Genomic DNA, 13,658 nt, shown 5'->3' with positions numbered 1-13,658 from the left:
GATGTGGCGTTACCAACGATAGGTCAGCTTGCCCATGACCGTTCTTCCGTCACCGTAATAGCATCCGAAAGTGGAGCAACTAGAAATATATTCTTTATCAGTCAAGTTTTGCACCATAAGCGAGGCGCGGTAGCCGTTCTTCTCGTAATGCACGCCGAGATCGAGCAGGGCGAGCCCCTTCATCTCAAAGGTATTGGCGGCATCGCCGTAACGTTTTCCAACGTAACGAACACCGCCGCCGATGCCGAAACCTTCGAGCGCGGTATCTTCCGGGAAGGTGTAATCGAGCCAAAGGCTGGCGGCGTGCCGGGGGGTGCTATCAAGCTCGTTCCCATTATTCACACGGCCGGAGACCTCACTGTCCATGTAGGTATAGGCCGCGCGCAGGTCGAGCCCGTCGACAAGGCTTGCAACGCCTTCAAGCTCTAGGCCTTTCACGTGCGCCTCATCCATCTGCTGCGTCACGCCACCCACCGTCGTTGTGACGTTCTTCTGTTTCAGATCGTAGATCGCCGCCGAAAAGAAACCGTCGAAACCTTCCGGCTGGTATTTGACACCCGCTTCCCATTGTTCACCGGTGGTCGGTTTTGGCGCATCACCGACAGCCGGCTGCGGCACCGGCTCGAAGGAGGTTGCATAGCTGACATAGGGCGCGATCCCGCCATCAAACAGATAGCTGACGCCGACACGACCGGTCAGCTTGTGGTCATCCTTGTCGAGCGTGCGATAGGTGGTGCCATTGAAGGTCGTGCCGCTGGTGCTTGCCCAGTCCTGCCGCAGGCCGGCAGTGATGCGCCAGTTCTCGATCGCCATCTCGTCCTGCGCATAAAGGCCGATCTGGGAAATATCGGTCTTCACATCGGCATAAAGCGTGCGCGCGGTAAGGCTGATCGGCCCGCCATAAACAGGATTGACGGGATTGAGCGGCGTTGCGGCCCAGAACTCGGTTTTGACGTTATTGTCGAAATAGCGGTAATCCAGCCCGACAAGCAGGGTATGATCGATCGGCCCCGTGGAAAAATCCGCCTGGAGGCTGTTGTCGATGTTGAAGGTGTTCAGCAGCTCGTCCTGGAACGTCGCATTGCGACGGATGAGATTGCCTATCATGCCACCGCTGGTCGAAGACATGCCGAGCGCGCGGTAGGACCAGTCGAAATTGGAATAACGCGCATTCTGACGGAAGGTGAAGGTCTCATCGAAGCGGTGTTCGAATTCATAACCGATATTGGTGAACTTGCGGTTTGATGTATCGAAGGACGGATCACCGACATAAAAGCTGCGGTCCAGCATATTGCCGGGTCTGAAATAGGTCAGCGCCGGCGGCAGGCCGGAGGGCGAACTCGGATTGTCGTGCTGATAGGAGGCAAGAACAGTCAGCTTCGTATCCTCGTCCGGCTGCCATGTGAGAGCCGGCGCGATGAAATAACGGTCGTTCTGCAAATTGTCCGTCTGGGCATGGGCGTTGCGCGCAAGGCCGGTCAGGCGATAGGCGAAACTGTCGCTATCCGCCACCGGGCCGCCAATATCGAACATCGACTGATAATAATCGAAGCTGCCGATCTGCGCACCGACTTCACCGAACCGTTCGAAGGTCGGCCGTTTGCTGCTGAGATTGATAAGGCCGCCGGGATTGCCCTGCCCGTAGAGCACGGAAGCGGGCCCGCGAATGACCTCCACGCGCTCCAGACCGTAGACCTCAAAAGAAGGCGCACCGGCCGTCCGCATCAACCGCAGACCATTGAGGAACTGCAGCTGATTCCCCTGAAAGCCGCGAATGCGCGGCGCATCGAAACGCGGATCGGCGCCGAACGGCTGCGCAACCACCCCCGGGACGTAATTCAGCGCCTCGCCGAGATTGCGGACATCCTGCGCATCCATCTGATCTCTGGTGATGACGGATACCGATTGCGGCGTCTCGATCAGGGATCGCCCTGTCTTGGTGGCGCTGGCGCTGGTTTTTGCCACATAACCCTTCACGGGCGCCTTGGGGTCCTGATTTTTCGCGCCGTCAACGGTGATGGTCTGCAGCACCGTGGTTCCGGCGTCCTGAGCAAGGGCGGAAGCCGGGGCCAGGAACGCCACATAAGCAATGGCGGCGCAGCCACCAGCCAGAATGGAAATGTGTTTGATTTTTCCCTGCACGCCAAAATCCCTCGTCACCCGCACCCGCCATAGGCGGTCATTTACTGGAGAATTAAAGTCATCTTATTACGCAAGGTGCGGATTTCGATCCAATAAGTGAAACTGGATTTTTTCATAATTTTTGGTTATGAAATCTCTCTCCATAATAGTTTGGAATTATTCAAAACCTGCCAAAAAGGCGCTGACAATGGGCAGAAAACCGGCGAACCGGGCTGACGCGTTCGAGCTGCGGCATCTGCGCTATTTCACCACGCTGGTGGACGAGCGCAATTTCGAGCGCGCCGCTGCCCGCCTCGGCATTGCCCAGCCGGGTTTGAGCCAGCAGATCATGGCGCTTGAACAGATCGTCGGCATGCCGTTGCTTGATCGCACAAGGCGGTCAGTGAAGCTCACCATGCCAGGCCAGCTTCTTTACGAGGATGCCCGGAAAATCCTGTCGAATGCCGAGGCGACGCTTGCAACGCTGAAGCGTGTCGGCCGCGGCGAAACCGGGCGCATCTCCATCGGTTATGTCGCCTCCGCCGCCTATTCCGGGTTGATGATACAGTCGATCGCCAGTTTCCGCGCCTCCCATCCCGATGTGGAGCTGCAATTGATCGAGATGGAAATGCGGCTGCAACTGGCCAGGATTGCCGACGGCAATCTGGATTTCGCCTTTATCCGCCCGCCCGCCCCTGTTCCGGAAGGTGTGACAACCCACGTGGTGTTGCGGGAGCCCTTGATGGCAGCGCTGCCGGAAAACCATCCTTTGGCTTTTGCCCCGCAGGTCGATCTGAAAAATCTTTCCGGTGAAACCTTCATCACGCCGCGACAGCCGCCGGATGTCGGCTTTCATTACAACACCATCGAGGCCTGCAACGAAGCCGGGTTCCAGCCGGCAATCAGCCCGGAAGGCAGGGACTACACGACCATTGTCAGCATGGTGGCCATTGGCCTTGGCGTTGCGCTGGTGCCGCGCTCGCTTGATTGCCTGCGGTTGCCCGGCGTGCGCTATGTGCCGCTTGCGGCAAGCGCCACGACGTCGGACCTCGCCATCGCCCACCGGAAAACCGAAGCCTCGCCCGCCGTCAGGGCCTTCATTCTCCACGCCCGCAATTGAGCCGCGCGGAAGGAAATATCCGTGTCGCACCTTGTTCGCCGGGGACGAAAAATCGGCCGCCCTCCGTCGCGCGGCATTGATCGAGCGACGACGGTGCGCCGCAATGCCCGGATTGCCGGGCAGATGGTTGCCTGCCGGACGTCGTTCCGGCGACCGGGGTAAAAATCTCCTTCCCCGCATCTCCCCGCCGCCCCGGCCCACTGCATAATCGCGACAGATTTCGATTTATGGGAGACAGCAATGGCTGAGATTTACGACCACTACGCCGCCGGCCTCGAATCACCGGCTTCCCACGCTTTTGACGTCGTTCCGGACGATGCAAAGCCGCTTCCTTGCGCCACACGCGCGATCTATGTGGGCAATGGCGGACATCTTTGCCTGACTGTGCTTTCCGGGGCAACCGTGACCTTCCAGAACCTGCCCGCCGGCAGCCTGCTGCCGGTCCGCGCAACGCGGATACTTTCGACGCGCACCACCGCAACCGGCATTGTCGGGCTCAACTGATGGTCTTTCCGCGGCAACAGCGCCACACACACTATGGAGGCAATGCCATGCAACATGACACTTTCATGACAAGCTTTCAGGTTGATGTCAGCAAAATCCTGCATGCGCCATTGACCGGCCCATGCGGCAAACCGGAAAGGGGCGTTTGCGCTCGCTTGTCATCGCCGCCGGCCTATCGAAAATTTGGTGGATCTGGCAGTGGCTCTTTTTACCGCGAAAGCGACGGGAACAACAACTTATCGTCCGGAAATCGGCAGCGTGGCGCTGAGCCTGCTAACGGCGGCTTATCTTCTGTTTTTCACGAACCGGACATTCTGGTCGAAGGTTCATACCTATCTTTCCGCCTATCCGGTCGCCATCGTCGCGCTCTATGTTGCCATGATCGCCTTTTTCGGCGCGCTCATCACGATTTTCTCCGCCAAATATCTCCTCAGGCCGTTTCTGATCGTCCTGATCTTCGCGGCGGCGGCGTCGTCCTGGTTCATGGATCGCTACGGTATCGTCATCGACAGCGACATGATCCGCAACGCCATGGAGACGACGCAGGCGGAAGCGGGCAATCTGATCACGCCCGGCTTTCTCTGGCATATGGCGATTTACGGGCTGGTGCCGTCCCTCGTCGTCGTCGCCGTCCGCATCCGGCATCGGCCGATCCTCGACAAGCTTCTGTGGAACACGATCAGCATCCTGGTCTGCCTTGCCATAACCGGCATCATCAGCTTCGCCAACTCCAAGACCTTCACCACCGCCATTCGCCAGCACAAGGATATCGTCAAGAGCGTCAATCCGTTGTCACCGATCATGTCGACGGTGCATTATTTCACGCAGGCCGGCAAGGAAGTCGATATTCAAGTCAGCCCAATCGGCAAGGACGCCAAAGTCCTGCCCGCATTGGGTAACGTGCATAAGCCACGCATTACCGTCATCGTTGCGGGCGAAACTGCCCGCGCGGCGAATTTTTCGCTGAATGGCTACGGGCGGGAAACCAATCCGGAGCTCAAGAAGCGCGATGTGGTCTATTTCCCCAGCACAACGAGCTGTGGCACCGCGACGGCGATTTCCATTCCCTGCATGTTCTCGCAATTCACGCGCTCGCAATATAGCCACAAGAAGGCGCTTGCGAATGAAAATGTCATGGATGTCCTCGTCCATGCAGGGGTCAGCGCGACCTGGCTGGACAATAATACCGGCAGCAAGGACGTCGCCGACCGTATCCCCTATTTCGACCTGCCTTCCACCAACGACAGCCGCTTCTGCACCGGCGGGGAATGCCGCGACGACATCTTTTTCGACAAGCTCGACGCCTGGCTCGATAACGTCAAGAAGGATAGTGTCATCGTGCTGCACCAGATGGGCAGCCATGGTCCGACCTACTACCTGCGTTACACCGACGAGTTCCGCAAGTTCACGCCGGACTGCCGCACCGCCGAGCTTGGCAATTGCAGCGACGCCGAAATCGTCAACTCCTACGACAACACGCTTCTTTATACCGACCACTTCCTCTCGACCGTGATCGACAAGCTGAAGGCGCGTTCCGACAAGCTTGCAACAGGCATGATCTACGCCTCGGACCACGGCGAGTCGCTTGGCGAAAACGGCGTCTACCTGCATGGCGCGCCCTATCTCCTCGCGCCCGACCAGCAGACCCATGTGCCGTTTCTCGTGTGGTTCGATGACGATTTTGCCAAATCCATGGGACTGGACAAGGCCTGCCTTGTGAAAAGCGCGGCAGAGGGCGGGCGCTCGCACGACAATTATTTCCACAGCATCCTTGGAATGATGAACGTCTCCACCTCGGTCTACGATCCCTCGCTCGATGTCTTCAGCGGCTGTACCCAACGCCGGACGAGCTGAACAGACAGTGCTTGACGCTTATCCGGAGAACAAGATACGCAAGACGACGCGATAGAGGGAGTTGTCTTGCGGGTTCTGCTTGTTGAAGACGATCATGTGCTGGGGGAGGCGCTGCGGGACCATGTGGCCGCGGCGGGTCACGCTGTCGACTGGTTCAAGACGCTGGGCGACGCCATGGCGGCGACGCTGACGATGGGTTACGGCCTGATCCTGCTCGACATGCGACTGCCTGACGGCGAGGGCATCACCCTTCTGCAAAGCCTGCGCAAGCGCGACGACGCCACGCCGGTCATCATTCTGACGGCGCATGACCAGGTCTCCGACCGGATTGCCGGGCTCAATGCCGGCGCGGACGATTATCTGGTCAAGCCTTTCGATCTCAACGAACTTTCAGCACGCATGCTGGCGGTCTCGCGTCGTTACGAGGGGCGTTCCGCCCCCGTCATCCGCCTGCCCGGCATCGAGATCAACCAGGTAGCGCGCAACATCACGGTCGATGGCACGGCGCAGACGCTCAGCGCCCGCGAATGGGCCGTGCTGGAGAAACTGGTCGAGCATCCCGGAGCAGTCGTCTCGAAAGCGCAGCTGCACGATACCCTGTACGAATTCGGCGCGGAAATAGAGAGCAACACGGTCGAAGTCTATATCAGCCGGCTGCGCAAGAAAATCGGCCATGACCGCGTCGAGACGGTGCGTGGCGTTGGCTACACGATAAAATAGACGAACCCCAGGCAGATACAGATGGCCAGACCGACCAGCATGACCCGCAAACTCGTGATGGCGCTGACTAGCGTTGTCGCCATATCATGGCTTCTCGCCTGCGGTTTGGGCGTCATGGTGATGCAGGACGAGTTCGCTGAGATTTTCGATGCCGGTCTCGAGGAAACCGCGGAAAGACTGCTGCCGCTTCTGCTCGACGACCTGCGTGAGAACAATACCGCCCCGGCCTCGCAGAAACTCAACCAGTCGGCGGAGGGAGCGGAATATCTGACCTATCAGGTTCGCGACCGAGAAGGCCAGGTCGTGCTGCATTCGCATGACAGTTCGACGGAGCCTTTCGAAGTCTCTCTCGACCCCGGTTTTTCAGAAACATCGTCGCAGCGCATCTTCACGGTCGCCTCACCCGACGGCAACTATTTCCTGCAGGTCGCCGATGCCTTCGCAAATCGCCGCGAAGCGATCGTGGAGGCAGGCACCGCGCTCGTGTTGCCCGTGCTCATTCTCATTCCTGCCAGCATTTTTGCAGTTATCGTCGTCGTGCGGCGAACGCTTCAGCCGGTGCAAACCTTACGCGACGAAATCGGCAAGAAGGACGGCGGCAATCTCGCGCCGCTTGCAACTCAACCCTTCCCGCCGGAACTGCACCCCATTGCGCGATCGGTCAACCTGCTGCTTGGGCGGCTGCGCTCGACAATCGAGGCGGAGCGGGAATTCACCGCCAATAGCGCCCATGAATTGCGAACCCCGATTGCCGGTGCGCTGGCGCAGGCGCAGCGGCTGCACGCCGATATTCCCCCAGAGCTTGCGCCACGCGTTGAAAACATCGAAAAATCTCTGCAGCACCTCGCCCACCTCGCTGAGAAACTGCTTCAGATGTCCCGGGCTGAAGCGAGGATCGGGCTTACGGATAAGACAAGCGATCTCATCCCCGTGCTCGAACTCGTTATCGACGATATGAGCAGGACGGCGATCGGGGCGTCTCGCATCCGCTTCACCAATCGCTGTGAAGGCGCCCTGTCCGGCAGGATCGGTCCGGATGCCTTCGGTATCATCATCCGCAACCTTCTCGAAAATGCGTTGATTCACAGCCCGCCGAAAAGCCCCGTGCAGGTGATTGCGGAAACAGATGGCGCGATCCGCGTCGTAAATGCCGGGCCGACCGTCGATCCGGTGTTGTTGCCCAAGCTGACGACACGTTTCACCAGAGGCCATTCTACGGCTGACGGCACCGGGCTCGGTCTGGCTATCGTCAAAAGCCTGGTGGAACAGACCGGCGGAAAACTGGTGCTTTCCTCTCCCGCAGAAGGTCAGCAGGACGGTTTTGAAGCCCGCGTGATCATTCCCAGCGAAGCCGCCTGAACGCAAAAAAGAAAAAGCCCCGCCGGGAGGACGGGGCTTTGCTGGTTTTTGGTGTAAGCCGATCAGTCTTCGTGGATATGGCTGTGGTCGCGCGTGTCGCGCATCTTCACGTAAACCACCAGCGACAACGCGATCATGATCGTCACATACCAGAAGAACCAGTTCTCGTGGCCGATCTGCTTGAACTTCAGGGCTACGAATTCCGCCGTTCCGCCGAATATGGTGTTTGCCAGCGCATAAGGTAACGCCACGCCGAGCGCGCGAATATGGGCCGGGAACATTTCCGCCTTCACCACCGCATTGATCGAGGTATAGCCGGTGACGATCAGCAGGCCGATCAGCACGAGGCCGAAAGCCATGATCGGATCGGTTGTGGTCGAAAGCGTGCTGAAAATGACATAGGTGAACAGCGTTCCCAGAATGCCGAAGCCCACCATCAGCGGTTTACGGCCGATCTTGTCCGACAGCGCACCGGCAAGCGGCTGACACAGCATGAAGACAAAAAGCGCCGCCGTGGTAATTTCCGTGGCGCTTTCCTTGCTGAAGCCCGAGGTGTTGACGAGGAACTTCTGCAGATAGGTGGTGTAGGCGTAAAAGGCGAGCGTGCCGCCTGATGTGAGCGCCATGACCATCAGCGCTTCCCTTGGATAGTGCTTGAACAGCGCCCATCCGCTGGACTTCGGCTTGTCGGCAGCGCCGGTCTTGGCATTTTCGAAGGACTGCGTCTCGACAAGGCCGCGGCGGATATAAAACACCGCAATCGCCAGAAGGCCGCCAATGAAGAAGGGAATGCGCCAGCCCCAGGAGCCGAGCTGTTCCGGCGTCAGGACCCGCTGCAGCACCAGAAGCACCGCCAGCGCAAGGAGCTGGCCGGAAATCAGAGTCACATACTGGAAGCTGGAGAAGAAACCACGGCGGTTCTTGCCGGCCATTTCGCTGAGGTAAGTCGCGCTTGCGCCATATTCGCCGCCGACGCTGATGCCCTGCAGCAGCCTTGCAAATACCAGAATGGCGGGGGCGGCAATGCCAATCGTTTCGTGGCCGGGCGTAATCGCGATCAGCAGCGAACCGAGACACATCAAGGTGACGGACAGGGTCAGACCCGCCTTGCGGCCCTTGCGGTCTGCATAGGTGCCCATGAACCAGGCCCCGATGGGCCGCATCAGAAATCCGACGGCAAAAACGGCAGCGGCACTCAAGAGTTCGGCCGTCTGATTGCCCGAGGGGAAGAACACCGGCGCGAAATAAAGGGTGAAAGCCGAATAGACATACCAGTCGTACCATTCGACGAGATTACCCGCCGATCCGCCGATAATGGATTTCAAACGGGTTTTCTGGTCCGGCGCGGCGGCGGGACCATTTGCCATAATATTCACGGGTTGACTCCAATTCATCTTCGTCTGGAGATGGAAGGGCGAACGGAAGGTGTGATAATTTGTCGCTCCTGTCGAGGGTATATACCCGCCATGTTGCGATGCGCAAGTTTATACCGCGTTGCAATATTGCTGAAAAAGCAGCCGTGGCGTCTGAAAGACTTCCTCCTCCCCGGCATTTTCGCCACCCGTTTTTATCACGATTGCGGGGCAGAAACCATCGAAGGAAAACTGGACGACCTTGAACCGCCTTGTAAGCCGCGCCAGCTCAAACTAAAATATATCAATGATTTACGACATATCCGACATCCAGCTCGAAAAGCTCCTCATCGCCGCCGCCCGCGCGGGCGAAGCGCTGGCGCGGCTGGACGAGCGGATAAGCAGATCGCCGATGAAACAGGGCTTCATCGAAAGGCAGGATTTCACCGACGCCATCTCCTCCATGTGGGTGGACGGCGAACTCGTGCACATGGAAGACCTCGTGCTGCATGACGCCCATATGGATGTGCGTGCGCCAAGCCATGAAATGACGGCGGCACACCGAATCCTCCGCTCGCGGCGGCTGATCTTTGCCAATGCGGCCGGCTGGGCTTTCACTGCACCGGGTCTTTCCCGGCTGCGCGGCAGGGCGTCGCCCGCCGCCGAAGAGATGCTGCCCGCACGGCAGACCGTCGATCAGCCTGCGGGTGAGGAGGCACATGAGGCTGAGACATCGCTGGACGGCGCTTTTTCCGAACTCGACGCCCTTCTGGCGCGAAGCGCAGCCACGCTCGATGCGATCACCACGGGAAACGCGCTTCCGTCGATGCACAGGGAGGAAAGCCATGCGCTCATCAACGAGCCTGACTGGGACGAAGACGAACGGCTGAAAGAATGGTGGGACGTGCAGTCGCGGACGGAGGAACTGCCGGCAATTCTGCGCACCGCCATCCTGCTTGATTCCTGGAACATGATAGAGGTGCTCCAGCGCAGCCCCTGGCTTGGGCGGCTTCTGGCCTCGGCTTTTCTGCGCGATGGCGCCGTCACGCCCGATCACCTGCCGGCCCTGAGCGCCGGTCTTCGTGCCATCCCAAGGGAGCGGCGGCACGCCAGGAACCAGACACAGCGCATCCTCGCACTTCTCGACAGTTTTTATGAGGCGGCGCTGGCCAGCATGAAGGAACACGACCGGCTGAGCCATGCGCGGGAGCGGATGATGCGCAAGTTGGCCGGCCGCCGTTCCTCTTCGCGATTGCCCGAACTCATCGAGCTGGTCGTCTCCCGCCCCGTGGTCTCGGCAGCCATGATCGTGAAGGAACTCGGCACCACGCCACAGGGCGCAATCGGCCTCGCCAACCAGCTGGAATTGCGGGAGGTTACCGGTCGTGGCCGTTTCCGCGCCTGGGGCATGCTGTAGCGGCCCCTTGCAGACGATCCGGAAGGTAAAAAGGACCGTTTCGCAGCCGCTTTCGCATGGAAACGTGCCTCGTCAATTCGGCGATCACGAATCTTAACAAAATTTAACTATTGCGTAGGTCAACGAAGCGGCTATGTTCCTCGCTGCGTTGCAACACCGATTTCTTCTCCGGCAACGCGGTCGCATTCGGCCCGGCAACTTTTCTCTGCCGCCCGCATTTAAGTGTCCATCATCAGGGAGATGCAATAATGACAATTTCAGTTTCACAACCCGATTCCGATCACGAAACCGATGCTCCTTTCGCCAAAAAGGTCCTGGCAGCGCGTAATCTTGCCGGCTATACGATCGAGCAGCTTGCCGTGACCTGTGGCCTCACCACGAGCGAAATACGTGCCCTGGAAGACGGCACGGACAGCGATCCCCTGCGCATCCGGCGTGTTGCCGCCGCGCTGCATATTCCGGTCGAAACCGTTATCTGATCTTTCCTATCGATCACGAAAAATCTCAGCGCCGCCGGGAAGATGTTCCCGGGAACATCGAGGCGGCGCACGCAGCCCGGAGGCTGCCGATTCTTTCGGAACATTTTCCGCATCCGCTCCCTTAACATTTTCGTTATCCGGCACCACATGCAATTCGCGAGCGGGGACGTTCAGCGACATTCGACATGTATCCCGCCCGCCGAGAGCAGCAACAACCTCCGGAATCCTGCCATGACATTTACGCTCGACACCGAAGAACGGGTTTCTTCAGCATTGGCTGAATTGTGGCCGGCGGAGAAAACCGAGACTCTCGACTGGCTGGTCACCGGCACCAAGGACGAACGCTTCATCGACGAAATCTTCGTGGAGCTTTGCAACCGCTTGCGGGCAAGCGGAATTTCGGTGGCGCGCGGCGTTCTGGCTTTCCGTATCCGCCATCCGCAATGGCTGGGCGCGCGGATTTTATGGAAAGCCGGCATGTCCGAAGCCGAGATCGTCACTTATGGCTACGGCTCGGAAAACACCCCCGAATATCTCAACAGCCCGATCAGGGACATTCACCAGGGCGCCAGCGAAATCCGGCATCGCCTGAACGTCGACGCCATCGACGAAACAGGTTACACGATCTATGAGGAGCTGCGGTCGGAAGGGCTGACGGATTATTGCGCCTGGCCTATTGAGCACACGTTCGGCAAACGCCACGTCGCATCGTTTTCCAGCGATCGCCCCGGCGGCTTTTCCGACGAGGAGATCGTCGCGCTGAAAAACCTCCTGCCCGCGCTCGCGCTGGTGAGCGAGATACGCCTGAAGAACAGGATGACACGCACCCTTCTGGAAACCTACGTGGGACCACATGCGGGCGAAAAGATCCTGAACGGCGCTACGACACGCGGCAGCGGCATGACGGTGGGAGCAGCAATCCTGATCTGCGACCTGCGCAATTTCACCCATATTTCCGATCTATGGCCGCGTGACGATGTGATCGAGCTTCTGAACGGTTATTTCGACGCCATGTGTGATCCGATCGAGGAATTTGGCGGGGAAATCCTGAAATTCATGGGCGACGGGCTGCTGGCGATCTTCCCGCTCAGCAACCCGGATGCTTGCGGAAACCTCCTGAAGGCCATTGCCAGGGCGCAACGGAGCCTGATCGCACTCAACGAGATCAACCGGCAAAAAGGCCATGACCCCTTGGGTTACGGCATCGGCGTTCACGTCGGCGATGTCATGTATGGCAATATCGGCTCGAAAACCCGGCTCGATTTCACCGTCATCGGACCCGCCGTCAACATCGCATCGCGGCTTGAGACGCTGACCAAGGAAACTGGGCGCAACGTTCTCTTCTCCGAAGAATTCGTGCGCATGGCTGGCAACGGGACCGGGTTCGAAAGTCTGGGCCCTTGGCTGTTGCGCGGCCTCGAAACCCCGGTCGAAGTTTACGCTCTTCCGCAAAATCCCGCATCGGCGCCCGTCGCCGCCTGATGGGCTGCGCCTGCTGCCCAGCTTGTAACGGCGCATTTTAAGCCGAACGGCATCTCCCCGACACCCTCCGGAGCCGTGATTTCGGCTGCCCTGCGCGACGTCAAATCGCTTGACACGCCATGCCTGTCGATCTAGCAAAATGGAACATATATTCTATATCGAAACATTGTTTGCATTCATATTCTGCCTCTCCGGGAGTGACGGGCGGACGTGTGAAGGAACCGGAGGAAAAATGGTTACGAAATTGGCCCTGCTTGGCGCCGGACGAATCGGCAAGGTCCATGCAAAGGCGATCACCACCGACAGCCGCGCGCAGCTGGTGGCTGTCGTGGACGCCATGGCCGGCGCTGCGGAAGCAATCGCGCGGGAGGCCCACTGCAAGGTCAGCACAATCGAGGAGGTTCTGGCCGACGAAACGATCGACGCGGTCATCATCTGCACGCCGACCAACACCCACGCGGATCTGATCGAGCGTTTCGCCCGCGCCGGCAAGGCGATCTTCTGCGAAAAGCCCGTTGATCTCGATGTTGCCCGCGCGGAAGCCTGCGCCAAGGTGGTGGAAGAGACCGGTGCGAAGGTCATGCTCGGTTTCAACCGGCGTTTCGACCCGCATTTTCAGGCTGTTCACAAGGCGATCGACGACGGCCGCATCGGCAAGGTCGAAATGGTGACAATCACCAGTCGCGATCCCGGCCCGCCCCCGGCCGAATATATCAAGGTTTCCGGCGGCATTTTCCGCGACATGACCATTCATGATTTCGACATGGCCCGTTTCCTGCTCGGTGAGGAAGTGGAAAGCGTGTTCGCCACCGGTTCCGTTCTGGTCAATCCGGAGATCGGCACACTCGGTGATTTCGACAGCGCCAGCATCATTCTGACGACGAAAAGCGGCAGGCAGGCGATTATTTCAAACTCTCGCCGCGCGACCTATGGTTACGACCAGCGCATCGAGGTACACGGTTCGCTCGGTTCGGCAGCGGCCGAAAACCAGCGCCCGGTTTCCATCGAAATCGCCAATGCGGATGGCTACACCCGGCCACCGCTGCATGATTTCTTCATGACGCGTTACACGGCAGCCTATGCTGCGGAAATCACTGCTTTCATTGACAGCATTGAAAATAACACCGCGCCCTCTCCTTCCATCAAGGACGGTTTGATCGCGCTGAAGCTCGCCGATGCGGCGCTGAAATCCGCAACGTCGAAAACGGTCGTGACGATCGCCTGAGGTAGCGGCCGTAGCGCCGCGCGTC

General features: G+C 59.0%; 11 protein-coding genes. 9 read left to right on the top strand and 2 right to left on the bottom strand.

Annotated elements, in window-relative coordinates; all coding sequences use genetic code 11:
* Window positions 1-9: 9 nt before the first annotated feature.
* Window positions 10-2,142, bottom strand: coding sequence for a TonB-dependent siderophore receptor (locus QE453_RS05450; RefSeq protein ID WP_309776528.1), 2,133 nt, complete (start codon window positions 2,140-2,142; stop codon window positions 10-12).
* 187 nt (window positions 2,143-2,329) lie between these two features.
* On the opposite strand from QE453_RS05450, the gene QE453_RS05445 reads away from it, so the two are divergent.
* From QE453_RS05445 to QE453_RS05425, 5 genes are all read left to right on the top strand, one after another.
* Complete coding sequence (locus QE453_RS05445) at window positions 2,330-3,241, top strand: LysR family transcriptional regulator (protein WP_004437596.1); 912 nt, start codon at window positions 2,330-2,332, stop codon at window positions 3,239-3,241.
* Between the two features lie 240 nt (window positions 3,242-3,481).
* Entirely contained in the window at window positions 3,482-3,745 is a 264-nt protein-coding gene (locus QE453_RS05440) for a hypothetical protein (protein WP_244455852.1), read from the top strand.
* A gap of 186 nt (window positions 3,746-3,931) precedes the next feature.
* The gene (locus QE453_RS05435) at window positions 3,932-5,599 is read left to right on the top strand and encodes a phosphoethanolamine transferase (protein ID WP_108081784.1); all 1,668 of its coding nucleotides are present in this window, start codon (window positions 3,932-3,934) and stop codon (window positions 5,597-5,599) included.
* Window positions 5,600-5,665: 66 nt separating this feature from the next.
* Window positions 5,666-6,319, top strand: a complete 654-nt coding sequence (locus QE453_RS05430; RefSeq protein WP_004437591.1) for a response regulator transcription factor — start codon at window positions 5,666-5,668, stop codon at window positions 6,317-6,319.
* 21 nt (window positions 6,320-6,340) lie between these two features.
* Complete coding sequence (locus QE453_RS05425; RefSeq protein ID WP_108081729.1) at window positions 6,341-7,678, top strand: HAMP domain-containing sensor histidine kinase; 1,338 nt, start codon at window positions 6,341-6,343, stop codon at window positions 7,676-7,678.
* A 62-nt stretch (window positions 7,679-7,740) separates the two neighbouring features.
* Here QE453_RS05425 and QE453_RS05420 read toward each other — a convergent pair whose 3' ends face one another.
* Entirely contained in the window at window positions 7,741-9,045 is a 1,305-nt protein-coding gene (locus QE453_RS05420; RefSeq protein WP_006698138.1) for an MFS transporter, read from the bottom strand.
* Between the two features lie 292 nt (window positions 9,046-9,337).
* On the opposite strand from QE453_RS05420, the gene QE453_RS05415 reads away from it, so the two are divergent.
* The 4 genes from QE453_RS05415 (at window position 9,338) to iolG (ending at window position 13,633) form a co-directional block, all read left to right on the top strand.
* Window positions 9,338-10,447, top strand: a complete 1,110-nt coding sequence (locus QE453_RS05415) for an RHE_PE00001 family protein (RefSeq protein ID WP_279873026.1) — start codon at window positions 9,338-9,340, stop codon at window positions 10,445-10,447.
* A 248-nt stretch (window positions 10,448-10,695) separates the two neighbouring features.
* Window positions 10,696-10,926 (top strand): helix-turn-helix transcriptional regulator, encoded by a 231-nt coding sequence (locus tag QE453_RS05410; RefSeq protein ID WP_004437583.1) that lies wholly within the window; start codon window positions 10,696-10,698, stop codon window positions 10,924-10,926.
* Window positions 10,927-11,157: 231 nt separating this feature from the next.
* Complete coding sequence (locus QE453_RS05405; RefSeq protein WP_006698140.1) at window positions 11,158-12,408, top strand: adenylate/guanylate cyclase domain-containing protein; 1,251 nt, start codon at window positions 11,158-11,160, stop codon at window positions 12,406-12,408.
* Between the two features lie 232 nt (window positions 12,409-12,640).
* Entirely contained in the window at window positions 12,641-13,633 is a 993-nt protein-coding gene (iolG, locus tag QE453_RS05400; protein WP_112637385.1) for an inositol 2-dehydrogenase, read from the top strand.
* Window positions 13,634-13,658 lie beyond the last annotated feature (25 nt).

The sequence above is a fragment of the Agrobacterium sp. SORGH_AS_0440 genome (assembly GCF_031453135.1).
GTDB classification, from domain to species: domain Bacteria; phylum Pseudomonadota; class Alphaproteobacteria; order Rhizobiales; family Rhizobiaceae; genus Agrobacterium; species Agrobacterium pusense.
Note: the sequence above shows the minus strand (reverse complement) of the source record. Positions and strands in the feature narration are given on the sequence as shown.